At 69.3% G+C, this 26,220-nt stretch carries 25 protein-coding genes; 15 read left to right on the top strand and 10 right to left on the bottom strand.

From position 1 onward, the window contains the following. The first annotated feature begins 1 nt into the window (after position 1). The 5 genes from VH569_RS02470 to VH569_RS02490 all read left to right on the top strand — a co-directional run bounded on the left by VH569_RS02470 (position 2) and on the right by VH569_RS02490 (position 5,249). Entirely contained in the window at positions 2–724 is a 723-nt protein-coding gene (locus tag VH569_RS02470) for a DUF484 family protein (protein WP_098739055.1), read from the top strand. After that, positions 721–1,671 (top strand): tyrosine recombinase XerC, encoded by a 951-nt coding sequence (locus tag VH569_RS02475; protein ID WP_423313752.1) that lies wholly within the window; start codon positions 721–723, stop codon positions 1,669–1,671. The genes VH569_RS02470 and VH569_RS02475 overlap by 4 nt, the downstream gene beginning before the upstream one ends. Positions 1,672–1,979: 308 nt before the next feature. Continuing rightward, the gene (locus VH569_RS02480; protein WP_423313754.1) at positions 1,980–4,160 is read left to right on the top strand and encodes a methyl-accepting chemotaxis protein; all 2,181 of its coding nucleotides are present in this window, start codon (positions 1,980–1,982) and stop codon (positions 4,158–4,160) included. 143 nt (positions 4,161–4,303) lie between these two features. Further along, positions 4,304–4,711, top strand: coding sequence for a hypothetical protein (locus tag VH569_RS02485; protein ID WP_423313756.1), 408 nt, complete (start codon positions 4,304–4,306; stop codon positions 4,709–4,711). Further along, positions 4,620–5,249: a nucleotidyl transferase AbiEii/AbiGii toxin family protein gene (locus VH569_RS02490; protein ID WP_423313758.1), complete on the top strand. Its 630-nt coding sequence runs from the start codon at positions 4,620–4,622 to the stop codon at positions 5,247–5,249. The genes VH569_RS02485 and VH569_RS02490 overlap by 92 nt, the downstream gene beginning before the upstream one ends. Positions 5,250–5,317: 68 nt before the next feature. On the opposite strand, the gene lpdA is transcribed toward VH569_RS02490, so the two are convergent. Beyond that, entirely contained in the window at positions 5,318–6,715 is a 1,398-nt protein-coding gene (gene lpdA / locus VH569_RS02495) for a dihydrolipoyl dehydrogenase (protein ID WP_423313760.1), read from the bottom strand. A gap of 281 nt (positions 6,716–6,996) precedes the next feature. Here lpdA and VH569_RS02500 point away from each other — a divergent pair, with 281 nt between their 5' ends. After that, positions 6,997–7,155, top strand: coding sequence for an entericidin A/B family lipoprotein (locus VH569_RS02500; protein WP_042692070.1), 159 nt, complete (start codon positions 6,997–6,999; stop codon positions 7,153–7,155). Between the two features lie 157 nt (positions 7,156–7,312). On the opposite strand, the gene VH569_RS02505 is transcribed toward VH569_RS02500, so the two are convergent. From VH569_RS02505 to VH569_RS02520, 4 genes are all read right to left on the bottom strand, one after another. After that, on the bottom strand, positions 7,313–7,726 hold the full coding sequence (locus VH569_RS02505) for a DUF6481 family protein (protein ID WP_423313762.1): 414 nt from the start codon (positions 7,724–7,726) through the stop codon (positions 7,313–7,315). 140 nt (positions 7,727–7,866) lie between these two features. After that, positions 7,867–8,076: a cold-shock protein gene (locus VH569_RS02510; protein WP_098739051.1), complete on the bottom strand. Its 210-nt coding sequence runs from the start codon at positions 8,074–8,076 to the stop codon at positions 7,867–7,869. A 198-nt stretch (positions 8,077–8,274) separates the two neighbouring features. Further along, entirely contained in the window at positions 8,275–9,720 is a 1,446-nt protein-coding gene (gene rfaE1, locus VH569_RS02515; RefSeq protein ID WP_423313765.1) for a D-glycero-beta-D-manno-heptose-7-phosphate kinase, read from the bottom strand. A gap of 69 nt (positions 9,721–9,789) precedes the next feature. Next, on the bottom strand, positions 9,790–10,104 hold the full coding sequence (locus tag VH569_RS02520) for a hypothetical protein (RefSeq protein ID WP_423313767.1): 315 nt from the start codon (positions 10,102–10,104) through the stop codon (positions 9,790–9,792). A 130-nt stretch (positions 10,105–10,234) separates the two neighbouring features. Between VH569_RS02520 and VH569_RS02525 the strand changes: the two genes are divergently transcribed. From VH569_RS02525 to VH569_RS02535, 3 genes are all read left to right on the top strand, one after another. After that, positions 10,235–11,716 carry a sensor histidine kinase gene (locus VH569_RS02525; protein ID WP_423313769.1) on the top strand — a complete coding sequence of 494 codons (1,482 nt, stop codon included), beginning with the start codon at positions 10,235–10,237 and terminating at the stop codon, positions 11,714–11,716. A gap of 119 nt (positions 11,717–11,835) precedes the next feature. Continuing rightward, on the top strand, positions 11,836–12,024 hold the full coding sequence (locus tag VH569_RS02530) for a hypothetical protein (RefSeq protein ID WP_376957395.1): 189 nt from the start codon (positions 11,836–11,838) through the stop codon (positions 12,022–12,024). Positions 12,025–12,113: 89 nt separating this feature from the next. Next, entirely contained in the window at positions 12,114–12,908 is a 795-nt protein-coding gene (locus tag VH569_RS02535) for a methyltransferase domain-containing protein (protein ID WP_423313771.1), read from the top strand. Positions 12,909–12,924: 16 nt separating this feature from the next. Here VH569_RS02535 and VH569_RS02540 read toward each other — a convergent pair whose 3' ends face one another. From VH569_RS02540 to tsaD, 3 genes are all read right to left on the bottom strand, one after another. Further along, positions 12,925–13,353, bottom strand: a complete 429-nt coding sequence (locus VH569_RS02540; protein ID WP_423313773.1) for a DUF2141 domain-containing protein — start codon at positions 13,351–13,353, stop codon at positions 12,925–12,927. A gap of 137 nt (positions 13,354–13,490) precedes the next feature. After that, the gene (locus VH569_RS02545) at positions 13,491–14,510 is read right to left on the bottom strand and encodes an NAD(P)H-dependent glycerol-3-phosphate dehydrogenase (RefSeq protein WP_423313775.1); all 1,020 of its coding nucleotides are present in this window, start codon (positions 14,508–14,510) and stop codon (positions 13,491–13,493) included. Positions 14,511–14,556: 46 nt separating this feature from the next. Next, the gene (gene tsaD, locus VH569_RS02550; RefSeq protein WP_423313777.1) at positions 14,557–15,642 is read right to left on the bottom strand and encodes a tRNA (adenosine(37)-N6)-threonylcarbamoyltransferase complex transferase subunit TsaD; all 1,086 of its coding nucleotides are present in this window, start codon (positions 15,640–15,642) and stop codon (positions 14,557–14,559) included. Between the two features lie 157 nt (positions 15,643–15,799). Here tsaD and hemC point away from each other — a divergent pair, with 157 nt between their 5' ends. From hemC to VH569_RS02570, 4 genes are all read left to right on the top strand, one after another. Then, positions 15,800–16,738: a hydroxymethylbilane synthase gene (gene hemC / locus VH569_RS02555; protein WP_423313779.1), complete on the top strand. Its 939-nt coding sequence runs from the start codon at positions 15,800–15,802 to the stop codon at positions 16,736–16,738. A 26-nt stretch (positions 16,739–16,764) separates the two neighbouring features. After that, the gene (locus VH569_RS02560; RefSeq protein WP_423313781.1) at positions 16,765–17,535 is read left to right on the top strand and encodes a uroporphyrinogen-III synthase; all 771 of its coding nucleotides are present in this window, start codon (positions 16,765–16,767) and stop codon (positions 17,533–17,535) included. Between the two features lie 135 nt (positions 17,536–17,670). Continuing rightward, complete coding sequence (locus VH569_RS02565) at positions 17,671–19,437, top strand: mitofilin family membrane protein (RefSeq protein WP_423313783.1); 1,767 nt, start codon at positions 17,671–17,673, stop codon at positions 19,435–19,437. Continuing rightward, positions 19,434–20,783, top strand: coding sequence for a heme biosynthesis protein HemY (locus VH569_RS02570; protein WP_423313784.1), 1,350 nt, complete (start codon positions 19,434–19,436; stop codon positions 20,781–20,783). Before VH569_RS02565 ends, VH569_RS02570 begins: the two co-directional genes overlap by 4 nt. Before the next feature lie 131 nt (positions 20,784–20,914). Here VH569_RS02570 and VH569_RS02575 read toward each other — a convergent pair whose 3' ends face one another. Beyond that, the gene (locus VH569_RS02575; RefSeq protein ID WP_423313785.1) at positions 20,915–22,762 is read right to left on the bottom strand and encodes a right-handed parallel beta-helix repeat-containing protein; all 1,848 of its coding nucleotides are present in this window, start codon (positions 22,760–22,762) and stop codon (positions 20,915–20,917) included. 352 nt (positions 22,763–23,114) lie between these two features. Here VH569_RS02575 and VH569_RS02580 point away from each other — a divergent pair, with 352 nt between their 5' ends. Beyond that, positions 23,115–24,524: a hypothetical protein gene (locus tag VH569_RS02580; RefSeq protein WP_423313787.1), complete on the top strand. Its 1,410-nt coding sequence runs from the start codon at positions 23,115–23,117 to the stop codon at positions 24,522–24,524. Then, on the top strand, positions 24,521–25,471 hold the full coding sequence (locus VH569_RS02585; protein ID WP_423313789.1) for a glycosyltransferase family 2 protein: 951 nt from the start codon (positions 24,521–24,523) through the stop codon (positions 25,469–25,471). The genes VH569_RS02580 and VH569_RS02585 overlap by 4 nt, the downstream gene beginning before the upstream one ends. Here VH569_RS02585 and VH569_RS02590 read toward each other — a convergent pair. Beyond that, the gene (locus VH569_RS02590; protein WP_395459093.1) at positions 25,410–25,976 is read right to left on the bottom strand and encodes an MAPEG family protein; all 567 of its coding nucleotides are present in this window, start codon (positions 25,974–25,976) and stop codon (positions 25,410–25,412) included. The two genes, VH569_RS02585 and VH569_RS02590, sit on opposite strands and share 62 nt — an antisense overlap. Positions 25,977–26,220 lie beyond the last annotated feature (244 nt).

A 26,220-nucleotide genomic window follows, 5' to 3' on the forward strand; every position in this document is an offset into this window, starting at 1 on the left:
CATGGCCGACAGGGGCCGCGAACCGGGCCACCCCCCGCGTCAGGCGTCGACGCTCTCTTCGGAGGATGTGCGCGCCTATCTGCGGACCCACCCGGACTTCCTGGCCCAGAACGCCGATCTGGTCCACCACCTGACCCCGCCGTCGCTCGACCGCGGGCGTGGGGTGGTGGACCTCCAGGCCTTCATGGTCGACCGGCTGCGCGCCGAGGTCCGCACCCTCAAGGACCAGCAGCGCGAGCTGATCGGCACCAGCCGGGCCAACCTGAACAGCCAGAACCGCATCCATGCCGCGGTGCTGTTCCTGCTCGACGCCCAGAGCTTCGAACAGCTGATCCAGACCATCACCACCGACCTCGCGGTCCTGCTCGACCTCGACGTCGCCTGTCTGGTCATCGAATCCAACGGCACCGACATCCCCCATGTCCACCGCTCCGGCGTGCGGGTGGTGGAGCCGGGCGCCATCGCCGACCGGCTGGGCCGCGCCGACGTGGTGCTGAACACCGACATCCAGGGCGATCCCGAGATCTACGGCCCCGGCGCCGGCCTCGTCCGGTCGGAGGCGCTGATCCGCATCCAGGTCTCCAGCGAGACGCCCGACGGGCTGCTCGCCTTCGGCAGCCGCGAACCCGACACCTTCCACAGCGGCCAGGGCACCGAGCTGGTCGGCTTCCTCGCCCGCGTGATCGAGCGGGTGATCCGCGGCTGGCTGGAGCTGCCGGCGTGACCGAACCAATTTTGGGTTTTTCAGCGAAGCCCGATGTCCAGGACGTGCTGGCCCACTGGCGGCGCTGGATGGAGAGCGAGAAGGCGGTTTCCCGCCACACCCTGTCGGCCTACACTGCCGATGTGGGAGAGTTCCTGCGCTTCCTCACCGAATTCCGCGGCGGCTCCCCGCCCTCGCTCAACGATCTGGGCGACCTGAAGGCGGTGGATTTCCGCGCCTGGATGTCCCGGCTGGCGATGGACGGGCTGGTCGGGGCCAGCCGGGCGCGCAAGCTGGCGTCGGTGCGCAACCTGTTCCGCTGGCTGGACCGCAGCGGCCGGCTGCACAACCCTGCCGTCGCCACGCTGGCGACCCCGAAGGTCAAGCGCCCCGCTCCGCGCCCGCTGACCGAGATCGACGCCGACCGCCTGCTGGAGGAGGCCGAGCGCGACCGCGAGGAGCCCTGGATCGGCAAGCGCGACCGTGCCCTGTTCACCCTGCTCTACGGCTGCGGCCTGCGCATTTCCGAAGCCCTGGGGCTGGCGCGCAAGGACGCCCCGCTGGGCGACACGCTGCGCGTCACCGGCAAGGGGCGCAAGGACCGCATGATCCCGGTCCTGCCGGCGGTGACGGACGCGGTGCGCGCCTATATCGAGTCCTGCCCCTTCACACTCGCGCCCGACGGCCCCCTGTTCGTCGGCACCCGCGGCGGCCGGCTGAACGCCGGGGTCGCCCAACACCAGATGCAGAAGCTGCGCGCCCTGATGGGCATGCCGGACAGCGCCACCCCGCACGCCCTGCGGCATAGTTTCGCGACGCATCTTTTGGCGGACGGCGGCGATCTGCGCGCCATCCAGGATCTGCTCGGCCACGCGTCGCTCTCCACGACCCAGCGCTATACGGATGTCGAGAACGAGCAGCTGATGAACGTGTACCGCAATGCCCATCCGCGGGCGCGCAAGGGCTGACGCTCACCGCCTCTAAGCGTCTGTGCATATTAGGGTATTCATTTCTACGCCTATGGCGGCGTCACGTGCCGTGGGGCAGCCAGCTGGCCCCCGACGCTCACGATAAGATCCCTTCATTGAAATAAAATTATCCTCTAAGACTTTCAAACCTCCCCGCCAGACTTTTTAAATTATCCCAGAGAGCAACTCGGAGATGATACTTAAGGACGAAAGACGAGATTTGACCCCTTAACTCTCGTTAATCTATCATTAATTCTGAAGATCGACAGTTCCCCCCATACATGCGGCGAAGACGGGGGAAAGACTTTATGCAGACGAAATCCATCCAATCGAAGATTGCGATGCTGTCGGGCTTCTGCCTGGCAGGCACCGTCGCCGTGCTGGTCGGCTTCGCCGTACTGTCGACCCGCTCAAGCAATGAGTTCGTCACCGGGAACGTCGAACGGATCCTCGAAAGCAAAACGACGGAATCCCTGCAGAATCTCGCGGCCACCCAGGCCGGACTGCTGCGGTCGGAGTTCGACACCGCGCTGAATGCCGCGCGGACGATGGCCAGCAGCTTCTCCAGCCTCGCCGACGACGGGGCGCCCGGCAATGTCCTGCCGGAACGGCGGCGTGAGGCCTTCAACGGCGTGCTGCTGTCGGTGCTGAAGCGCAACCCGCTGTTCAACGGCACCTATTCGGCCTGGGAGCCCGACACGCTCGATGGCCGGGACGAGGAATTCCGGGGCCGCCGCGAGACCGGCACCGACGCCACCGGCCGCTTCATCCCCTACTGGAACCGCGACCAGAACGGCCGCATCGCCATGCAGCCGCTGGTCGAATACGACAGCCGCGACCGTCATCCCAACGGCGTGATGAAGGGCGGCTGGTACATCGGCCCGCAGGAAACCGGGCGCGAAAGCGTGCTCGACCCCCTGCCCTACATCGTACAGGGCAAGCAGGTGTTCCTGGCGACCCTGTCGGTTCCGGTGGTCATCGGCGGCAAGTTCCGCGGCGTGGCCGGCGCCGACTTCAACCTCGACTTCGTCCAGCAGCTGTCGACCAAGGTCAGCGCCGCGGTGTTCAACGGCCGCAGCCAGGTGGTCATTATCAGCAACATGGGCCTGATCGTCGCCCACAGCGCCCGGCCCGACCTGATCGGCCAGTCGATCTCCACCTTCGACGCCTCCTGGCAGGCCGATCTGGCGAGCGTCCAGGCGGGCAAGCCGCATGTCGACATCGAAGCCTCCACCAACATGCTGCGCAGCTTCGCTCCCATCACGCTCGGCAACACCGAGAAGCCGTGGGCCGTGCTGGTCCAGGTACCGAAGGACATCGTGCTGGCCGACGGCATGGCCCTGGCATCGGCGCTGGGGGAGCGGGCCAACTCCAACATCCTCTGGCAGGTCGCCGTCGGCGCCCTGGTCGCGCTCGGTGCCGTCGCGGTGATGTGGGTGGTCGCCGGCGGCGTCGCCCGGCCGATCCGCGCCAGCGTCGCCTTCGCCGAAGGCATCGCCGCCGGCCGCTTCGACCAGACGCTGGATGTCCGGCAGACCGACGAGGTCGGCGCGCTGGCCGAGGCCCTGCGCAAGATGATGGCCGAGCTGAAGCGGATGATCGACCAGCGGGCCGAGGATCAGGCCAAGGCCGACGCCGAGCGCCGCAAGGCCATGCTGCAGCTGGCCGACACTCTGGAAGCCCAGGTGATGAACGTGGTGGACGGCGTCGACCGCGCCGCCCAGTCGATGACCGGCACTGCCCAGACGATGACCGCCACCGCGACCCAGACCAGCCAGCAGGCGGGCGTGGTCGCCAACGCCTCCCAGGATGCCAGCAGCAACGTGCAGACCGTCGCCAGCGCGACGGAGGAACTGTCGGCCTCGATCCAGGAGATCGGCGAAAGCGTCAACCGCTCCGCCCAGATCGCCCGCGAGGCGGTGGAGGCGGCCCAGCAGGCCAACGGTCAGGTCCTGAGCCTGACGGAGGCGGCGGAGAAGATCGGCACCGTGGTGCAGTTGATCCAGGACATCGCCAGCCAGACCAACCTGCTGGCGCTGAACGCCACCATCGAGGCCGCCCGCGCCGGAGAGGCCGGCAAGGGCTTCGCCGTGGTGGCCCAGGAGGTGAAGAGCCTCGCCAGCCAGACCGCCAAGGCGACGGAGGAGATCGCCGGCCACGTCACCGGCATGCAGCGGGTCACCGGCGAGACCGCCGGCGCGATCAAGGGCATCGGCGGCATCATCGCCCAGATCGACGAGATCTCCACCGCCATCGCCGCCGCGGTGGAGGAACAGGGCTCCGCCACCGCCGAGATCGCCCGCAATGTCCAGCAGGCGGCCAGCGGCACCCAGGAGGTGACGAAGACCATCGCCGATGTCCGCAGCGCCGCCGTCGAGGCCGGCCATTCCGCCGAGAACGTCCTGTCGGTCTCCGGCCAGCTCGCCAACGACGCCGGGCGCCTGCGCACCGCGGTGAACGGCTTCCTGTCGACGATCCGCGCCGCCTGACGGTCTGCACACGCAGACAGGCTCCCCTGCCGGACGGCGGGGGAACCTGTTGCCATCCACCAACTTTGCCGCCCGTCGCCTCTCCGGCTGTTGACGCCCCTTCGCCATCTCCCCACACTGTGGGCCGTTGGTCGGAGATGGAAATGTTGGATGTGACGCTGTCGGAGCGGGCCCGCCGGGCTGTCGCCCTCGTGCTCGGCACGATCAACGCGCCCCGTCCGGCCACGATGGACGAGGCAACGCTGCTCGACTGCCTCGGCGCCGACCGCCCCGATCCGCGTTGGCGCCCGCATATCGAAGCCCTGTTCGACGAGGTGTCGATCGAGGCGCTGCACGATCTGGTGCTGGCCGGCGTGGTGGATTTCGATCAGCTGGACCGGGCGGCTGACATATGGGGTGTGACCGATGGAAGAAACCATCCCTGGATCAAGGAAATGGCCGCCCTCACGCTGGCCTGCCTTGCTCTCGGACGCCCTCCGTCTGCTACGGTCGCTCCCGGACAGACCGCGCTGGAGCTTCGGCGGCGGCACGGCGCTCGCCGCCCAGTATGACCACCGCGTCAGCTACGACATCGACATCTTCGTCCGTGACTCAGACGTGCTGCGAGACCTGACTCCAGCGCGCAACGCGACCACCCGCGCACTGCTGGCGGGGCGTGGGTTCGAATACCCGGGCAACTACCTCAAACTCAATCTGGAAAGCGGCGAAATCGACTTCATCGTCGCCGGGCGCCGCACGGAGACTCCGACACGTCCCTGGACGTTCGATGGCGAAGAAATCCTGATCGAAACGCCATGGGAAATCGCGATCAAGAAAATCTTCTATCGGCCGTCCTCCTTCAAGATCCGCGATCTCTTCGATCTGGCGGCGGTGCTCGACCGGGATCCTGCCGGCCTGGCAGCCTGCCTGCCTGAAGTGGAGGATCGCCTGGACAAGGTCATCGACCGGGTCGAGCGGCTGGTTCCGGATTATGCCGACGCCGCGGCGACCGACATCAATCCAACCGCCGGCGGGCAGCGTTACATGACGCGCGAAGCTGCGGAACGGGCGCTGTCCTTCCTCAAATCCGGTCGCCCGACACATTCCTGAAACGAAACGCCCCCTCCCGCGCATGCGGGAGAGGGCGCTCAACACCAGTATCTGTTCGGAAAGCCCGATCAGATGTGCAGCGGACGGCCATCCACCGCCAGCGCCGCTTCCTTGACCGCTTCCGACAAAGTCGGGTGGGCGTGGCAGGTGCGGGCGACGTCTTCGGCGGACGCGCTGAACTCCATGGCCAGCACCAGCTCGCCGATCATCTCCGATACGTTCGGGCCGATCATGTGGACGCCCAGCACCTGATCGGTGGAAGCATCCGACAGGATCTTCACGAAGCCGTCGGTGTTGCCGCCGGCACGGGCGCGGCCGTTGGCGGTGAACGGGAACTTGCCGGCCTTGTAGGCGACGCCCGCGGCCTTCAGCTGCTCCTCGGTCTTGCCGACGGCGGCGACTTCCGGCCAGGTGTAGACGACGCCGGGAACCAGGTCGTGGTTGACGTGGCTCTTCTGGCCGGCCAGCTGCTCTGCCAGCGCCACGCCCTCTTCCTCGGCCTTGTGGGCCAGCATCGGGCCTTCGACGACGTCGCCGATGGCGTAGATGCCCGGCACGCTGGTCTGGAAATGGCCGTCGATCTTGACGCGGCCGCGCTCCAGCTCGACGCCCACCGTCTCCAGGCCGAGGCCTTCGGTGTAGGGGCGGCGGCCGATGGCGACCAGGACGGTGTCGGCCTCGATGGTCTGCGCGGCACCGCCGGCAGCGGGCTCGACCGTCAGGGTCACGCCGGTCCCGGTCACGGACGCGCCGGTCACCTTGGTGCTCAGCTTGAAATCCATGCCCTGCTTGGCAAAGATGCGCTGGGCCTGCTTCGACAGCTCGTTGTCCATCGTCGGCAGCACGCGGTCGAGATACTCGACCACGGTCACCTTGGCGCCCAGGCGGCCCCAGACCGAGCCCAGCTCCAGCCCGATCACGCCGCCGCCGATGACGACCAGATGCTTCGGCACCTCCGGCAGCGACAGGGCGCCGGTGGAGGACACTACGCGCTTCTCGTCGATGGCGATGCCCGGCAGCGGGGTCACGTCCGACCCGGTGGCGATGACGATCGCCTTCGACGCGGTGATGGCGCCGACGCCCTCGACCTCGACGGTGTTGGCGGCGGTGATCTTGCCGGCACCCTTCAGCCAGGCGATCTTGTTCTTCTTGAACAGGAACTCGATGCCGGTGACGTTGTCCTTGACGACTTTGTCCTTGTGGGCCTGCATGCCCGGCAGGTCGAGTTCGACGCCACCGACCTTGATGCCGAACTTGGCGAGGCCGTGGGCCGCTTCCTCGAACTTCTCCGACGCCGCCAGCAGAGCCTTGGACGGGATGCAGCCGACGTTCAGGCAGGTGCCGCCCAGCGTCCCCCGCTTCTCGACGCAGGCGACCTTGAAGCCGAGCTGCGCCGCGCGGATCGCGCAGACATACCCGCCGGGGCCGCCGCCGATCACAACGACGTCAAAAGTGCTTTCAGCCATGAGAGGCTTTCCTTTCGCCATTCTTGCTCGTTGCCAAAAGCCGTCCCATCCAGCGGGGAGGGCACGCGGGATCATCCGCGGGGCGATTTATGCCCGCGCTCACGCCGCGTGGCAACGGGACACTTCGTCTCTGCACGCAGGGCTGCGGCCGGAACCGGGAACGGCGAAGCGAAGGGCACCCCTTTTGCGCAAGGCCCCTCTCCTTCCGATTCCGGAAACCTTTACGGCCCCGCTTGCGTTCAAAGCGGCATCACAGCGCCACCGCAACGGAGACCACCGCCATGACCACCATCAAGAAGTTCGCCCTGCTCGCCGTCCTGGGCACCCTGCTGGGCACCACGCTGGCCGCCTGCAACACCGTCGAGGGCGCCGGCCAGGACGTGCAGGCCGGTGGCCGCGCCATCGAGCGCGGCGCCGACAACGTCCAGAAGAAGATGTAATCCCGAAGCACTCGCGGCCTCGGAAAACGCCCTCCGGAGCCGACCCCAAAAAGCAATGGCCTCCCATGCGGTTCGGATCGAACGCATGGGAGGCCATTGCTGTGTTGGACAATCGGCGCCGCGGGCCGGATCGGTTGCCGGCGTCCTGCGATCCGCCTCAGCGGCTTCTGGCCTTGCGGGCAGCGTAGCGGGCGTCGCGGGCGGCTTTCGCCTCCGCTGCGGTCGCAACCTGGCGCTTGGCCTGCTCGGCAATCTCCTGAACCGCCAGCGCCTCGCGGGCGGCCTGCTCGGCCTGTTCGGCCTTCAACGCTTCCTGTTCGGCGGCCTTGCGGGCATCGCGGGCGGCATTGCGTTCAGCCTCGCGGGCCTCGCGGGCGACGCGGATGGCCCGCCGGGCCTCTTCGCGCTCGGCAAAGACCGGATCGTTCACACCGGGCTGCGCCTTGAACTTTTCCAACAGTGCCTTTTTTGCGCCGGCCGCGGTGGCCAGACGCTCGGAAAGCCCTGCATTCTTAAAACCGTTCATATCCATCCATTTCGTGAGGTCGGCCTTGCCCACAAGGCAGGCCATCGAACAAATCCCGTACCGGGCACAAGCCGCCAAAAATGGCGATGCGGCGCCAGGGACAAGAGGTCCCGGCTGCGGCGCTCCCGAATTCCGGTACAAAAAAAGGCGGCCGAAGCCGCCCTTTCTCTTCGAACCTGCTGCGCTCAGAGCGCGCGCAGGTTCTCAGCCGCAACCTTGCCGCGGCGCGGATCGCGGATCGCGTCGAAGGACAGCTTCTGGCCTTCGCCGAGGTTGCTGATGCCAGCGCGCTCGACAGCCGAGATATGGACGAACACGTCGGGCGTGCCGTCTTCCGGCTGAATGAAGCCAAAGCCCTTGGTCGAATTGAAAAACTTGACGGTACCGATAGCCATGGGTCAGTTCCCTTCCTGGCGTTGCACCCGCGCGAGTTTGCGCAGATGCATCAATTTCACTTCGGGGAAGAGACCCAAATCCGTGTGACGGATCAGAATAACAAAGCCCAGAGCAACGTCGACTACCCACAGATAGGGCATGCATCGGACAGTTACAAGCGACAAACGACGCTGGTCCGCCATGCGCGCCGAGTTGTCTCAGCCCTTCATGCGCTTGATCGTGTTGGTCGTGCTCTGTCCCTGGACCAGTTCGGCCAGCACCACTTTTCCGCCATAGCTCTGGACGAAATCCGCCCCCACCACCGTCGCGATGGTGTAGTCGGCCCCCTTGACCAGCACGTCCGGGCGCAGGGCGTGGATCAGCGTCTCCGGCGTGTCCTCGCCGAAGATCACCACCAGATCGACGCAGCCCAGCGACGCCAGAACCGTGGCGCGCGCCGTCTCGTTCTGGACCGGCCGGCTTTCGCCCTTCAGCCGCTTCACCGACGCATCGCTGTTCAGCCCGACCACCAGCACGTCGCAGGCGGAGCGGGCCTGCTTCAGCAGCGCGATATGGCCGGGGTGCAGCAAATCGAAGCAGCCGTTGGTGAAGCCGACCCGCTTGCCGCGCAGCCGCCAGCGCTCCGCACGTTCCGCCGCGGCGTCACGGGTCAGCACCTTTTCCTCGCCATGGCGCCACTGCTGCTCGTGCAGGCCGGACAGCAGTTCGGCCGAGCGGACCACCGCCGTGCCGACCTTGCCCACCACGATGCCGGCCGCCAGATTGGCAAGCCGCGCCGAATCGACCAGATCGATCCCCACCGACAGCGCGGCCGTCAGCGTCGCCACCACGGTGTCGCCGGCGCCGGACACGTCGAACACCTCGCGCGCCTCGGCCGGCAGATGCACCGCATCCTCGGCGGTCACCACCGACATGCCCTGTTCGCTGCGGGTGGCGACGACGGCACCGATGCCGCAGGTGGCGATCAGGTGGCGGGCGGCGGCGATCACCTCCTCGTCGGTGCGCGCCGGCAGGCCGGTCGCCTCCATCAGCTCCTTGCGGTTCGGCGTGACGATGTCGGCCCCGCGATAGCGGCGGTAGTCGCGCCCCTTCGGATCGACCACCACGGTGCGCCCGGCCTGCCGCGCGGCGGCGATCACCGCCACCACCAGCTCGTCGGTCAGCACGCCCTTGCCGTAATCAGACAGAATGACGCCGCCCACCTCGGGCAGCAGGTCGCGCACCCGCTCCAGCACGCGGTCGGTCACGGTGATCGGGACCACCGTCTCGATGTCGGTGCGCAGAAGCTGCTGCTGGCCGGCGATGAAGCGGGTCTTCACCGTGGTCTGGCGCCCGTCCTCCATCACGATGGCGCCGTCGCTGACGCCCTCGCGCCGCAGCAGGGCCAGCAGATCGGTGCCGACGCCGTCGCGCCCGACCACCGAGACGAAGCGGCAGTCCGCCTCCAGCGCCACCAGATTGGCCGCGACATTGCCGGCGCCGCCCAGCTTGGGCACTTCGCGGTCAACGCGCAGGACGGGAATCGGCGCCTCCGGCGACACCCGGTCCACCGAACCATAGACGAAACGGTCAAGCATCACGTCGCCAATGCACAGCACGTTGGCGCGCGACAGGGTGTCGATGTGACGGGCAAGGTCGCTCATGGCGCCTGTCTTACCAACGCCAAAGCGGTAACGCCAGAGGACAAGTTTGCGCCGGCAGGAATGAAGGCGTCAGGAAAAAGCGGGAACGTCCCGGCGCAGATCGCCGGTTCCGCGGGCGAAGGTCAGGGTGATCGCCCCGTTCACCTCCTCCGCACCAGTAGTCCCCGCGGCCGGTTCGACCGTCAGGCCGGCATCGGCCAGCGCGGTTTCGAACATTCCGGCCCGGTCGCCCGGCAGCGCGAAGCGGACGGTCGCCATGATGTCGGAGAACAGCGTGTGGTCGACGATCCAGCCGCCGGCCGCCCCCAGCGCGTCGGCGACCACGGTCAGCGCCGCATTGCGCTCCATGGCGACCATCGCTTCGTATTTCAGAAAGCTCCGCATAGCATGTCCTCCGGTTCCACCGCCTTCCGACATCCGAGCCGTTGACGGTGGCTTAGTGTAGTGGATGACTGTCCGGCGCGTAAGGTCACGCGCCCTCTCCGCCGGTGCATCCGGCACACTGCGAGCCACCATGCCCCGCTCCACCGTCGCGACCAGCCTGTCGGCCAAGCTCCTGCTGCTCACCATCCTGTTCGTGCTGCTGGCGGAGGTGCTGATCTACGCCCCCTCCATCGCGCGCTTCCGGATGAGCTACCTGGAGGAGCGGCTGGCCGCCGCCCACATCGCAGCATTGTCGGTGGAAGCGGCCCCCGACCTGATGGTGACGAAGGAATTGCAGGCCAAGCTGCTGGCCTACACCGGCACCCACGTCATCGACCTGATCCAGCCGGGTGCCCGCGTCTACATGCTGTCGCGTCCGATGCCGCCGCAGGCCGATGCGGTGTACGACCTGCGCGGCACCGGCATGGGCATGCAGTTCGTCGATGCCGGCAACGCCCTGTGGCTCGCCCTGGAGGGAGCTGTGGAGGGAACCGTCGGGCCGCAGCGCAACCGGGTGATCCGGGTGATCGACCGGTCTCCCAACGACCCGGCCCAGCGCGTCGAAGTGACGATGGACGAGCGGCCGCTGATCGATGCCATGCTCGACTTCTCCCGCCGCATCCTGGCGGTGTCGGTCGCCATCTCGCTGATCGCGGCGATCCTGGTCTATGTCACGCTGCATGCCCTGCTGGTGCGGCCGATGCGGCGGCTGACCGCCGAGGTGGTCGCCTTCCGCCGCGACCCCGACGGCGCCCCGCCACTGGTGCCCGGCACCCGCGCCGACGAGATCGGCGTGGCGGAGCGCGAGCTGGCCGCCATGCAGGGCACGGTGCGCGCCGCCCTGCGCCAGCGCGAGCGGCTCGCCACGCTGGGCACCGCGGTGGCGAAGATCAACCACGACCTGCGCGGCATCCTGTCCACCGCCTCCCTCCTGTCGGAGCGGCTGACCGAAAGCGCCGATCCCGAGGTGCGGCGGGTGACGCCGCGGCTGGTCGCCTCGCTCGACCGGGCGGTGGAGCTGTGCAGCCAGACCCTGTCCTTCACCCGCGACGGCGTCCTGCCGCTCTCTCCCGCACCTACGGACCTGCGCCGGCTGGTGGAGGAGGTCGGCGCCGAGGTTCTCGCCACCGCCCGGCCCGATGGCGGCCGGGTGGAGGCGGACTGGGTCAACGATGTCCCCGCCGGCACGCTGGCGCAGGTCGATGCCGCCCAGCTTGGCCGCGCTCTGGTCAATCTCGGCCGCAACGCGGTGCAGGCCGGCGCCGACCGGGTGCGCATCTCCATCCAGGCCGAACCGGCAAACCGGCTGACCCTGACCGTCGCGGACAACGGCCCCGGACTTGCGCCGCGGGCACGGGAAAACCTGTTCCAGCCCTTCGCCGGATCGGCGCGGGCCGGCGGAGTGGGCCTTGGCCTCGCCATCGCGCGGGAGGTGCTGCGCGCCCATGGCGGCGAGCTGCGGCTGGTGGAAAGCGACGCCGCCGGAACAGCCTTCGCCCTTGACATACCGCAATGCAATGCGGACACCGGTGCTGTAGCCGTTGCAGCGCACAAGTCGTTTGTGTCGCATTGATTCTGCCGGGCCAGTCCCGCAGAATTCCTTCAAAGCCGAAGCGTTCGCGAGCAGCCCGGCGGGGCGGGAGGCGGGCGCTTCCCCACCGCCAACGCCTTGTTCTGAAAGGACTCCGCGACGTGAAAGCCTTCTCCTTCTGGATCAACCCCATCCTCGCCGGCATCATGGCTTTCGTCGGGCTGCTCGCCTCCTCGCGCGCGGCAGACGAAGCCTTCGCGGCCGGCGGCCTGATCGTTTTCCTCGGCTGCGTGCTCTTCATCTTCGCATCGATCGGCCGCTATTTCGACCGTCCGGGCTCCGCCCACTGACGGTCGCGCCAGGCGACCGGTAACGCGAAGGCCGGGTGAACCACCCGGGGGCAGGCGCCCAACGAAACGGGTGCCACATGACATGCTCTATGACACGGGCAACAACGGCGGACCCCAACGCCTTCGCGACCATCGATGTCCTGCGCCGCCGTCCCGTCATGGATTTGACGGCGGCGCTTCCCTTATCCCTAACCCCGCACACCGTCGTCGATCTCTGCTGCGGAGCCGGACAGCTGTCCCGGCTGCTGGCGGCGCGCTGGCCCAAGGCCGACGTGCTGGCGGTCGACCATTCCCCGGCGATGCTGCGCTGGGCTGCCGACACGCCGTCGCGCGTGCGCTACCAGCAGGCCGATCTCGGCGAATGGCGCCCGCACTGGCCGGTGGACCTCATCATCTCCGCCGGCGGGCTCCACCATGTGGGCGGGCACGAACGGCTGCTCCCCGACCTGCTGCAATCGCTTGGCCCCGGCGGCATCCTTGCCGTCGCCCTGCCCCGTCCGCAGGCCCAGACCGCCCATCGCCTGCTGCTGGAAACCGCTGCCGACGGCCCCTGGTCGGACCGGCTGCACGATGTCTGGCCAGCGGCCGAGCGGACGGAAAGCCCCAGCCACGACGCCCAGGACTATTATGACTGGCTGGCTCCCCAGGGCGCCGTGATCGACCTGTGGGAAACCGAATATTTCCACGCGCTCGACGGCGACGTGCCGCTTCTGCAATGGTTGCACCAGTCGGCGCTGGTTCCGGTGATGGACCGTCTGGCCGGACCCGACCTCGACCGCTTCCTCGCCGCCTACCGCCGCCGGCTGGAGACCGCCTATCCCGAACATTCCAGCGGCGGCGCCTTGATCCCGACCAAATGGCTGCTCCTGGTGGCGCAGGTGTGAGGATGCCGCCAGCCCGTCACTCGACCAGCAGGATCTCCGTCGTCGCGACGCCGGAGGCCCCGACCGCAACGGCATAGTCGTCGAAGCCCGGCGGACCGAAGCTGCCGCGGGCGGAGCGGCTGAAACCGTGCGGCTCGGCCGGGATGCCGAACAGGCCGGTGGCCATCTCCCCATTGTTGTCGAGATCCTGGAAGGCGATCAGCCCGTAGCGCCCGGCCGGCAGGTCCGGAAACACCACCTGCACCTCGGTCCCCAGCGCCGCGGCGAAATAGCCGGCGCGCGGCGCCTTCGCCTTCTGCGCCTCGGCGCTGTCGAACAACGCGACCATCACCTTGCCCTGGTTGGGCTTGACGTTGCGCACGATCGCGCGGAGTTCCCCGGCCGTAGCGGTACCCGCGCCCGATCCCATGGCGGCCAGCGCCAGCAGCGTCACCGGGGCGATCATCCTTGTGGACCAGCGTGTGGACCAACGCGCGAACCGTCGCCGTGCCGTCATTCCCCGTTCTCCCCTGGCGGCACCCGACCGGCCGGGTGCTTCGCGGTACAGTACGCGACCATGGCGACCGCAGATCAGCCCGTCCCTTAAACGCCTTCCCCGCGGAATGGCCGCGACAGCAGCCCGTCGATGGTCTCGTCCAGCCCGGCGCCGCGGTTCAGGATGGCGTCGACGGCGGCGCAGATCGGCATGTCGACGCCAAGCTTCCCGGCCAGCCCGACCACTGCGGCGGCGGTATAGACGCCCTCCGCCACCGACCGGCGCACCGCCAGGATCTCGGCCAGCGCCTTGCCCTCGCCCAGCGCCGCCCCCAGCGACATGTTGCGCGATTGCAGGCTGGAGCAGGTCAGCGTCAGGTCGCCCAGCCCCGACAGCCCCATCAGAGTCTCCGCCCGGCCGCCGAGCGCCAGCGCCAGCCGGGTGATCTCCGCCAGCCCGCGGGTGATCAGCGCCGCCCGCGCATTGTCGCCCAGCCGCCGCCCCTCGACCACGCCGCAGGCGATGGCCAGCACATTCTTCACCGCCCCGCCGATCTGCGAGCCGACGACATCGTCCGAGCGGTAGGGCCGGAAGGTGCGGCTGCCCAGCGCCGCGACCAGCGCCGTGCCCAACTCCTCGTCGGCACAGGCCAGCGTCACCGCCGTCGGCAGCCCGCGCGCCACTTCCGCCGCGAAGGTCGGACCGGACAGGATCGCCACCGGATTGCCGGCCGGCAGCGATGCCGCCACCGCCTCGCTCATCAGCGCGTGGCTGTCCAGTTCGATCCCCTTGGCACAGACGACGACCGGCGCGCCCGGCTTCAGAACCGGCGCCATCTGTGCGGTGACGCTACGCGCATGCTGGGCCGGCGACACCAGCAGCACCGCGTCGCAGCCGCCCAGATCGGCCAGATCGCCGGTGACCCGCAGCGCATCGGGCAGCGGCACGCCGGGAAGATAATCGCGGTTCTCGCGGCGGATGCTCATCGCCTCCACCACCGCCGGCTCGCGCGCCCACAACAAGGTCTCCCGCCCGGCCCGCAACGCCGCCAGCGCCAGCGCAGTACCCCAGGCGCCGCCACCGACGACGCCGATGCGGTTGAGGGAGGAGGTGGGCAAGGCACTCATGGCAGGTCACTCACGCATAGGAAACAGAGGGGTATGCGCACACTCGTCACGCCTTCACCCCCGCCCCCACGCCTGCACGCCCGATCACCGGCGCGGCGTTCGGGTCCAGCGGCCAGCGCGGACGGGGGGCGAAATTCAGCGGATCGCTCTCGCCCATGCGGAAGCGCTCGATCCCGGCCCAGGCGATCATTGCCGCATTGTCGGTGCACAGGCGCAGCGGCGGGGCGACGAACGGCATGCGATGCGTCTCCGCCAGGATCGACAGGCGGCTGCGGATCGCCTTGTTGGCCGCCACGCCACCAGCGACCACGAGGGCACCGCCCTGCGGATGATCCTCCTTGAAGCGGCGGATGGCGCGGGCGCAACGGTCGGCCAGCACCTCCGCCACCGTCGCCTGGAAGGCAGCGGCGAGGTCGTCGCGATCCGCATCCGACAGCACGCCGCCCGCCATGCCGCCCAACTCCTCCACATGACGCCGCACCGCGGTCTTCAGCCCGGAGAAGGAGAAATCGCAGCCCGGACGCCCCAGCATCGGCCGCGGCAGTTCGAAGCGCGCCGGATCGGTGGCCCGCGCCGCCGCCTTCTCCACCAGCGGCCCGCCGGGATAGCCCAGCCCCAGCAGCTTGGCGGTCTTGTCGAACGCCTCGCCGACCGCATCGTCGATGGTGGTGCCGAGCCGGCGGTAGCGCCCAACCCCCTCCACCGCCAGCAGCTGGCAATGGCCGCCCGACACCAGCAGCAGCAGGTAGGGAAAGGCGACATTGTCGGTCAGCCGTGCGGTCAGCGCGTGGCCTTCCAGATGATTGACAGCGACGAAGGGCAGCCCGCGCGCCGCGGCGATGGCCTTGGCGGTCATCACGCCGACGATGACGCCGCCGATCAGCCCCGGCCCGCCGGTGGCCGCCACCGCATCCAGGTCGCCGAAGCCGATCCCGGCCTCGCTCATGGCGCGGCGGATCAACCCGTCCAGATGCTCGAGATGGGCACGGGCGGCGATTTCCGGGACGACGCCGCCATAGGGCGTGTGGTCGTCCAGCTGCGACAGCACGACGTCGGCGCGGATTTCGCGCGCGTCGGTGACGATTGCGGCGGCCGTCTCGTCGCAGCTCGTTTCGATTCCAAGAACGATCATGGCGCCAAATTAGCCGCCTTGGCGGTCCGGGTACAGGATGGAGTTGCGGGTGGCCGCGCGCCCAACATTTGAGCCGCAGATTTGATCCGCCTCAATCTTACGTATGGAGGGCAGACGAATCCTTGCAAAGCTGCGCGGATCCCCTAGAACACGCCCTATGACGACCCACCCGCTCCGTATCGGGACGCGCGGCAGCCCGCTGGCGCTGGCGCAGGCCCATGAAACCCGCGACCGCCTGATCGCCGCGCATCCGCATCTCGCCGCGCCCGGCGCCATCGAGATCGTCGTCTTCAAGACCACCGGCGACCGCATCCTCGACCGCACCCTGGCGGAGGCGGGCGGCAAGGGCCTGTTCACCAAGGAGCTGGAGGAGGCGCTGTTCGACGGCCGCGCCGACCTCGCCGTCCATTCGATGAAGGACGTGCCGACCCAGCTTCCCGACGGGCTGGAGATCGCCACCCTGCTGCCGCGCGAGGATCCGCGCGACGCCTTCTTCTCCCGCACCGGCTGCGGGCTGGTCGATCTGCCTCCGGGCGCGGTGGTCGGCACCGCCGGCCTGCGCCGTCAGGCCCAGGTCCTGGAACTGCGCCCCGACCTGAAGATCTTCCCGCTGCGCGGCAACGTGCAGACCCGCCTGTCCAAGCTGGACGCCGGCGAGGTCGACGCCACCCTGCTGGCGCTGGCCGGCCTGCGCCGCCTCGGCCTGACCGACCGCATCACCGCGGTTCTGGAACCGGAAACCATGCTGCCGGCGGTGGCCCAGGGCGCCATCGGCATCGAAATCCGCAGCGACGACGACGCCACCCGTGCGCTGCTGGCCCCGCTGAACTGTGCGGAGACCATGGTCCGCGTCACGGCGGAGCGCGCCCTGCTGGCCGCGCTGGACGGCTCCTGCCGCACGCCCATCGCCGCGCTGGCGGTGCTGGACGGCGACGGGCTGCATCTGCGTGCCAAGGTGCTGTCGCATGACGGGAGCATCATTTTCCGGACCGAACGCCGCGGCCGGTCGGCCGATGCCGAGTCGCTCGGCAGCGATGCCGGCGCCGAGATCCGGGCACAGCTGCCGCCCGATTTCTTCGCCGCCTCACCCCACTGATCCCCCGCTCCGGTCAGGTTTTCCGCATGACGGAAAAGCAGCCCGAACAGCCTCGCCGGCAGCCCCGTACGCGCCTGCTGGTGACCCGCCCGGCGGAGGATGCCGAGCCGCTGGTCCGCCGGCTGGAAGCGCTTGGCCATGCGGCGGCGGTGGAGCCGATGCTGTCGATGGTCTGGCTCGACGGGCCGGAACCCGACCTTTCGGACGTACAAGCGCTCTTGTTCACCAGCGCAAACGGCGTACGCGCATACGCCAAACGTACGAGCCGGCGCGACCGTCCGGTGCAAGCCGTCGGAGATGCCACGGCGCGGGCGGCGCGGGCGGCCGGCTTCGGCCAAGTCGACAGCGCATCGGGCGACGTGTACGCGCTGGCCGAACGGGTGCGCTCGCTGCGCGATCCGGCCGCCGGGGCACTGCTGCATGTGGCGGGAAGCAAGGTGGCGGGCGACCTTGCCGGCCTGCTGGCGGCGGACGGTTTCACGCTGCGGCGCAGCGTGATGTACGATGCCGTACCCGCACTAACCCTCTCGGACGATACCGCGACATTTTTGCGTACGTCCGCACTCGACGGCGTGTTGTTTTTCTCTCCCCGTACCGCAGCATCCTTTGTTAGGCTGCTCGCCGAGGCGGGGCTGGTCGACTGTTGTCGTACGGTCGATGCGTTCTGCCTCAGCCCCGCGGTCGCGGAGGCTGCCCGTGCGTACGGCGGACAGGGAGAGATGCCGTGGCGAAGCGTACGGGTGGCGGCTCGGCCGGAGCAGGACTCCCTGCTCGATCTGTTGCCGGTCGCCGGGTAACCCCGGCGCGGTCCGGCCGTACGGCTTACGCCTCCGGTGCTTCCGGATGGTCGGGTCAGCCGTACGGGGGACGAGGGGGACCGGTCAGGGGGCTGTGACGTTACAACGAACAACAGCGAACCGAAGGTACAGCCCATGACCTCTCGTCCAGGCTCCGAACGCCCCGGCACCGACCGTGACGGCGACGGCGCCAGCACCGGCAATGCGGCGGTCGACCGCATCGTCGAACGTTTCGGCGGCATCCGCCCGATGGCCCATAAGCTGGACACCCCGGTGACGACGGTCCAGGGCTGGAAGAAGCGCGGCGCCATCCCGCTGGCGCGCCATGCCGACCTGCGCGCCGCCGCCGCCAAGCACCGCATCAAGCTGGACGACGCCGACCTGGACGCGGCGACCCCCAGCGAGGACCGTCCGACGGATGCCTCCGCGGCCACCGTCATCATCCCGCCCGCCGCTGCCTCCGTCACCACGATCGACGTGGTTCCGGTGGTCGAGCCGATCCCGGCCGCCTCCCCGGCCGACACCATCCCCGACACCATTTCCGGCGCCGATACCCCGGCCCCCGGCGCGACCGCCGGTGCGGTGACCGAGCTGCAATCCGCCGACGCCCTGATCCCGCCGGCCACGCCCATCGGCGCCACCGACAGCCTGGGTGACCTGCCGAAGAGCGACGCGGAGAAGGCCGAAGACACGAAGACGGAGTCCATCAAGTCGGGCGGGACGAAGACGACCTCTTCGACCACCAGCTGGACGCCCTCCGGCACCACCGGCAGCGCGGGCTACAGCCGCAGCGCCGATGCCGAGCCGGTGCGTCCGACCATCGCCCCGACCCCGTCCTATATCGAGGAGCCGCGTTCCGGTGGCGGTTTCGCCACCGCCCTGTCGGTCGTGGCCCTGCTCGTCGGCGCCGCCGCCCTGTCGGAGCCCTGGTGGGGTCCGGCCCTGCCCGGCTGGCCGGCATCCCCGCCGCCCGCCGCCTCCGGCGCCGCCCCTGCTGCGGCCGACCCGGCGCTGCGCTCGCAGATCCAGCAGCTGGCCGACCGCGTCGGCAAGCTGGAACAGCGTCCGGCCGCCGCCGGCAACGGCAGCGCCAGCGTCGACGTCTCCGCACTGACCCAGCGGATCGACGCGCTTGAGAAGCGCCCGGCCGCCACCCCTGACACCGGTGCCACCGCCAGCGCCGCCGAAGCCCAGAAGGCGCTGGCCGACCGCCTCGCCGCCCTGGAGCAGAAGGTCACCGCCGCCTCCGGCAACGCCCAGGCCGCGCAGGAGCTGCGTGGCGAGGTCGATGCGCTCAAGCAGCAGGTCACCAGCGTCAACCAGGCCGTCAGCGAGCGGCAGGATGCCGCCACCGCCGCCCAGGCGCTGGTGCTGGCCGCCGGTCAGCTGCGCGCCTCGCTGTCGGGCGGGCAGCCGTTCCAGCAGGACCTCCAGGCCGTCCGTGCGCTCAACATCGCCGATGCCGGCGTGACCCAGCCGCTCGACGCCGTGGCGCCCTATGCCGCCAAGGGCATCCCGACCCGCGCCCAGCTGACCGACCGCTTCCAGCCGCTGGCCGGCGAGATCGTCCGTGCCGAAATCCGCGGCGAGGGCAACAGCTGGATCGACTCGGCGGTCGGCAAGCTGTCCACCCTGGTCACCGTGCGCCGTGAGGGCGGCGGGGTGGTCGGCACCACCGCCGACGCCGTCGTCGCCCGTGCCGAGGCCGCTCTCGCCGCCGGCAATCTGGCCAAGGCGGTGGAAGAGCTGTCGACCCTCCAGGGTCCGGCCGCCCAGACCGCCGCGCCGTGGCTGGCCGACGCCAAGGCGCGCGTGGCCGCCGATCAGGCCGCGCGCCAGCTGAACGACCGCGCCATCGCCCTGATGACCACCGCCGCCGGCGGGAAGGGGACGGCCCAATGATCCGCGCCCTCTGGTTCCTTCTGAAGGTCGCGGTGGTCATCGCCGCCGCGATCTGGCTTGCCGACCGTCCCGGCACCGTCAGCGTCCATTGGCTGGGCTACGCCGTCGAGGCGCCCTTCTGGGTCGCCCTGCTGGTCACGCTGGTGGCGCTGGGCATCGCGGCGCTGGGCTACCGCCTGCTCCGCGGCATGATCCGCACGCCGCAGCGCCTCCGCCGCCACAGCCGGGCCCGCCGCCGCGAACGCGGCTACCGCGCCCTGACCCAGGGCATGGTCGCCATCGCCGCCGGCGACGCGCCGACCGCGCGCAAGATGGCGCGCAAGGCCGACGGCCTGCTGAACGAGCCGCCGCTGACCATGCTGCTGTCGGCCCAGGCCGCTCAGCTGCAAGGCGACGAGCGCGCCGCCCGTCAGTATTTCGAAGCGATGCTGGAGCGGCCGGAAACCGCATTCCTCGGCATGCGCGGGCTGCTGACCCAGGCGATCAAGTCGGGCGACCGGGTGGAGGCGCTGAACCTCGCCCGCAAGGCGCGCGGGCTCCAGCCCAACACACCCTGGCTGCTCAGCACGCTCTATGACCTGGAGGCACAGGCCGGCGACTGGGCTGCCGCCGAGGGCACGTTGCAGCAGGCGATCCAGACCGGGGCCATCCCGACCGAGGAGGGCCGCCGCCACCGGGCCGTCCTGCTGCTGGAACGCAGCTTCGAGGCGGAGCGCCGCGGCCGTGCCGACGCCGCCCTGTCGCATGCTCAAGCCGCGCACGACATGATGCCGGGCTTCGCCCCCGCCGCCGTGCGTCTGGCCCGTCTCCAGGTCGCCGCCGACCGGCTGAAGCCGGCCGCCAAGGTGGTCGAGCGGGCGTGGCGCCACGCGCCGCACCCGGAACTTGCCGACATCTACCGGACCATCGTTTCCAGCTATGACGCGCTGACCCGCGTGCGTCTGTTCCAGAAGCTGGTGCGTCAAGCCCCCGATTCGGCCGAGTCCCACCTCGCCGTCGCCCAGGCCGCCATCGATGCTCAACTGTGGGGCGAGGCGCGCCAGCACCTGAACCGCGCCATGGAGATCGGCCCGACCCGCCGCGCCTATCGCCTGATGGCTGAGCTGGACCGCAGCGAGCGCCATGACGAAGAGGCGGCGAAGGACTGGCTGGCCCAGGCCGCCAACGCGCCGGAGGATCCGGTGTGGACCTGCGGCTCCTGCGGGGCGGTCAGCCACAACTGGGGCGGTCTGTGCGGCCATTGCGGCGCCTTCGACAGCCTGACCTGGAAGACCCCGACGGTGGCCGTCCCAGTGATGGAGCCGACCGACATCCCCCCGGCGCTGGCCCGTCCGGCGACCGCGTAAGGGATCGTTGCAACGCACGAAAAAAGCGCCCTTCCCCACCGGGAAGGGCGCTTTTTCTTTATGGGACAGACGCAGGCGTCAGCGGTCTCCCGTCCACCGCGCCTGCGATCTCCCCACCGAACGTCGCAGCCCTACCGCATCCCTTCCGGCCCGACGCGGTCCAGCGGCAGTTCCTTCATCGCCAGCAGGCGGTCCAGCAAACGCCCCCCGGCAGGCGCGTTGGCCGGCGGAGCCGCTGCCCTGGCGGCATTGGCGGCACCGGCCGCCTCCGCAACGGGTGCGGCGCTCTCCAGCCGGGTGTTGTCGATGCGGTACTCGCCGCCCGACAGGCTGTTGACGAGCTGCTCCTTCGGCGACGGGCCGGCTACGACATTGCCGTCGGCGACATTGCCGTGCATCCGTCCGGCCTGTCCGGCGCTGGGCACCCATTCCAGCCGCAGGAAGCGGTCCTTGCCGTCATTCATCACCGTGATGTTGTCGGCCACCCGGTTGTTGTCGCCGCCATGCAGGAAGATCGCCGCCATGCCGGTGTTCTCCAGCAGGTTGCCCTGCACCGTCACGCCGCTGGTCATGTCATCGAGATAGATGCCGAAGCCTTTGTAGCGGGCCAGCCAGCGCCCCTGCGCGTCGGTGGCGAGGCCGCCGGTGTCGCGGATGTCGTTGAAGCGGACGACGCTGCGGGTGTCGTTGCCGCTGCGGCCCAGCATCTCGATGGCGCCGGCGTCGGCGGTCTGGCGCGATGTGTCGCGGATGCGGTTGAACTCGATGGTGTTGTCGCTGTTCACCGTCTGCGGGTTCCAGTTCTTGATCGAGATGCCGTAGCGGGCCGACCGCCGGATGTCGTTGTGGGCGATCAGCGTGTTGCGGATGCCGGCGCCCATCACCCCGCCGCTGAAGAAGCGCACCTCGCCGATGTCGCTGATGCGGTTGGCGAGGATGCGGTTGTCGCTGCTGCCCGGCGCCAGCACCACGCCGGACCGGCCGAGATGCTCCATCCGGTTGCCCGACACCTCGGTCCGGCTGGCGCCGTCCAGCATCACCGCGGTGCCGACCAGGGCGAAGCGGTTGCCGGCGACCCTGGCCCCGCTGCCGCCCTTCACCACCACCGCATTGCCGTCCCACGGCACGTCGGTGAAGGTCAGCCCCTCGACTGACACGTTGCGGGCATTGTCCAGCCGCAGCAGCACCGGCTGCCGCGCCACCATGAGGTCCGCCCCCGCGGCGTTCAGCCCGGTCGGCGGCCTGACCAGCAGGCGCTTCGCCCTGGCGTCCCAGGCGAATTCGCCCGGCCGCGTCAGGAAGTCGGGATGGCCGAGCAGCCGCACGGTCGAGCCGTCGCGATACGGATACTGCCCGTCGCCGTCGAAGCTCAGCAGCCCGCCGGGATCGGCCGACACCACGCCCAGCAGGTCGTCCGACAGCCGTTCGCGGTCCAGCGCCTGCGCCCGCACCCCCGGCCCGGCCCAGCCGGCCTCCAGCACGCCGGGAGGCAGCCGCATCTGCCGCTTGCTCCCATGGCTCTTGGGATCGGACTGCACCGCCTTGGCCGGGAACCAGCCGCTGCGCGGATCGCCGGGCGTGAAGTCGCCGCTGCGCGCAGCATCCAAACGCTGCCCGCCGATGGACACGTCCAGCGCCGGATCGCGCGCCAGCGGCGCCGACAGCACGCCGTTGGCCGTCTGCGCGCCGCCGACCGCCTCGCCCCCCGACAGCACCGGCTGCTCGCCCTCCACCGCGGCCAACCGAAGCCCCGGCAGCGACGCATCCACCACCAGCGGCGCCGTCAGCCGATAGGTGCCGCCATGCAGCCGCACGGTCGCCGGGCCGCTTCCCTTGGCGGCGGCCAGCGCACGGGCCGGTGTGGCGAACGGACCATCCCGCCCGTCGGCCGACGGCTGGGCCAGGTGTCCCGACCAGCGGTCGTTGCCGGTGGGCGAGACGTAGAAGGTCGTTTCATTGGAACCGGTCTGTGCCGCCACAGCCGGCCCCCATCCGGCGGCAGTCAGCAAAAACGCCGAAGTCAGCAGAACCCGAGGCAGGATTTGGGCCGCTCCACTCCGAAGACGAGTTTGGGAACGGAACATGGGAGAACCTCCTCAAAGACAGCGGCAGATGCCGCCGAAGGAGGGAGACTGACCCAGGCCAACGGCACCGGCAAAAGCGCGAAGGGGGTGTGCGGGTGCGAAGGGGCCACGCCCTCTGCACACCTGCCCGACCGGGACGGGACGTATAGGCTGGCTTTTCATCCTAGCCTGACCGGCCGGTCGTACCCGTTTGCCTGCGGAGTGCCCGTCTGTTCAGGCGGAGCCTACAACCGGGGACGGTTTGCCGATGATCGAAATGGCGCTGATCGCGCAGGTCCTGGTGCTGGTGCTGGTGACCGCGGTGTACCTCAGCTCCGGCAGCGCGTCGATGTTCCATCCGCTGACGCTGTACCTGATCTTCCACACCCTGGTCTTCGTCATGCGGCCGATCCTGGTCCACACCCAGCATTTCGACGATGTCTGGCTGTTCATGGGATTCTGGCCGAGTGAGCAGCAGTTCGTCATGACGCTGGTGGTCAGTTCGGTGGCGTTGATCGCCTTCGCCGCCGCCTGCATCTGGGCAGGTCTGGTCCGGCCCGACTGGACCCCGAACGGCGAGCCGGCGCCGGTCTTCACCTTCGACCGCGTCGACATCGTCGCCTTCCTGACCACCGCGGCACTGCTGGGTCCGCTCGCCATCTATTCGGCGGTCCAGCGCCAGGGCGGCGCCAGCTTCGACGGCACCGGCGACGTGCAGATGGAGCGCGACCCGCTGACCGGCCAGCCGATCTACACCAACACCACCGGCTACATCGCGGAAGCCCATTCGATGGGCCTGCCGCTGACGCTGGGGCTGATCTGGGTCTGCCGCTTCCACCCGCTGTCCTTCATCCCCTTCGCCGGCTTCGTCGCCTACCGCGCCTATCTGGGCTGGGGCCGCTGGGCCATCATCATGGGCATCCTGGGTCTGGTGCTGCTGATGCTGTACCGCAGCCGCACCAAGTGGTTCCGGCTGTGGCATGTGCTGGCCGCCATCCCGGTGATGGGCCTGTTCACCGTGCTGGGCAACAACCGCGACGCCTTCCGCGACGTGCTGGCCGGCGACGCGCCCGCCTCCGTCCTGCTGAAGTTCAACGGCGGCAGCGGCAGCGGCCGGGCGCTCGACGCCTTGGCCGGCCAGGATCTGGCGAACTTCGACTTCCTCGCCTACATCCTGTGGGTGGTGCCGAAGCAGTCGGCGACCTACACCTGGTTCACCCAGTATCTGCAGCTGTTCACCGAGCCGATCCCCCGCCTGCTGTGGCCGGGCAAGCCGGTGGGCGCGCCGGTGAAGTGGGTGGATCTGAACGACTACGGCGTCTTCTACAACCTGACCACCTCGCTGCCCGGCGACGGCTGGATGAGCGCCGGCTGGATCGGCATGGTCGTCACCATGGTGGTGGTCGGCCTGATCCTCGGCCGCCTGCACCGCTGGTTCTGGACCAGCGGGTTCCGCAACCGCTACGCCGTGCTGTTCTATTGCGCCTTCCTGCCGCTGTGCCTGCAATGGTTCCGCGACGGCAACATCACCATCGTGAAGTTCGGCTTCTTCTCGCTGCTGCCGATCCTGCTGTGGATCGGGCTGACGCGGGCGCTGCGCGCCTGGGGCATCCTGGACGACGACCCGCTTCGCCCGGTGGTGGCACCGCCCAATTACGTCGGAAGGAGGCCGTCATGACGCTGAGCGTCAGCGCCGTCATCGCCACCTACAACCGCGGGCCGGAGCTGCGCATCGCGCTGACCCGGCTGATGAACCAGACCACCCCGCCGATGGAGATCATCGTCATCGACGACGGCTCCAGCGACGGCACCGGTGCCATGATGCGGGCGGAGTTCCCCACCGTCCGCTATGTCCGCCAGCCGCACAATGGCGGGCTGATCCTGGCCCGCAACTTCGGTTTCGTGAACACCACCGGCGACTGCATCCTGTCGGTCGACGACGACAGCTGGTTCGAGGATCCGGACGGGCTGGCCCGCTGCGTCGCCTATCTGGAGGAGAATCCGGAGGTCGCCGCCGTCGCCTGCAACATCGAGACGCGCGACGGGCTGGTCTATTTCCCCAAGGGCGCCGCTCCGTTCGACGTTCCCTGGTATGTCGGCTGCGGTCACCTGCTGCGGCGCAGCGCCGTGGAGCGGGTCGGCCTCTATATGCCCGAACTCTACCGCCAGGGCGAGGAGAAGGACCGCTGCCTGCGGCTGATCGGCGCCGGATACCGCGTCGTGGCATTGCCCGACATCATGGTCTACCACGACAAGAGCGAGAAGGGCCGCAAGCCGGGGATGGAGCGCTTCTACAACCACCGCAACGACCTGATCCGCGAGGTGGCGCGCTGCCCCTCCTCGCTGATGGCGTGGCGGCTGGCCCGATCCTGGGCCGGCAACAGCTGGAAGAACCTGCGCAACGGCCCGCGCCTGACCGATTTGAAGGTGCTTCTGGCCCTGCCGGAGATCGTCCGCATCGGGCGGAAGCACCGGGCGCCGGTCAGTGTGGAGGCCTATAACCGCTGGCTGCATCTGGCGAAGACCGCGGCTCCGGCCAGCGCTCCCCCCGCGGACAAGCCCGTCAGCCGGGCTGCATCCCGCCCAGTTGCAGCAGAACGGCCCAGCCCAGCACGATCAGATTGACGGTCAGCGTCATTGCCATGCCCGGTGCCCGCGCGAAGGGATGCACCAGATAGCCCGCCCAGAACAGCAGCCGCCCCAGCACGAACAGCCCGGTCGCCACCACCGCGGCCCCCAGCGAGGGCTGCGGCAGGGTGGCGACCAGGGCGGCCAGTGCCGGGACGAAGATGGCGGACTGCTCCACGCTGTTGGCCAGCACCCGCTGGCAGACGCGCTGGCCGCGCGACTCGGGATCCTCGATCGGATTGAAGGCCTGGGTGCGGCCGCGCATCGCCATCACGCCGACGACCATGCCGAACAGCAGCAGCGCCGGCCACAGCGCCAGCCGGGCCCACAGCGCCATCCGTGCGCCGGGCGCGTTCAGCCCCATCGGCGGCGCCACCAGCGACAGCAGCAGGACGAACAGCAGCGCGGTCACGACGACCGACGCCCCGTTCAGCATCAGGGCGCCGCGGAGCAGGGATTTGCGCCGGCGGGAGGCGCGTTGCTGAAGGCTGCTGTCGGACATCGGGGCGGGGCTCCGTCGAAGGGCGGGGATTCGACAAAGGCGCCGTCCCTTCCCATCTGGAAAAGACGGCGCTCTGTCCTTTCGACCAATAACGGCCCAGTCCGTGATTTGGATCAAGGCTTGGACGCCGCCTCGGGTGTCCCCTACCGGTGTGACCTAGGGGCGACCGCAGTGGCGGAGATGTTGTCAGTCACTCTTTTCGCTACCATGTTGTAACCATCTGCTTCACCATGTGGGTGAACGC

This window comes from Azospirillum sp. 11R-A (assembly GCF_049472615.1).
Taxonomy (GTDB): domain Bacteria; phylum Pseudomonadota; class Alphaproteobacteria; order Azospirillales; family Azospirillaceae; genus Azospirillum; species Azospirillum palustre.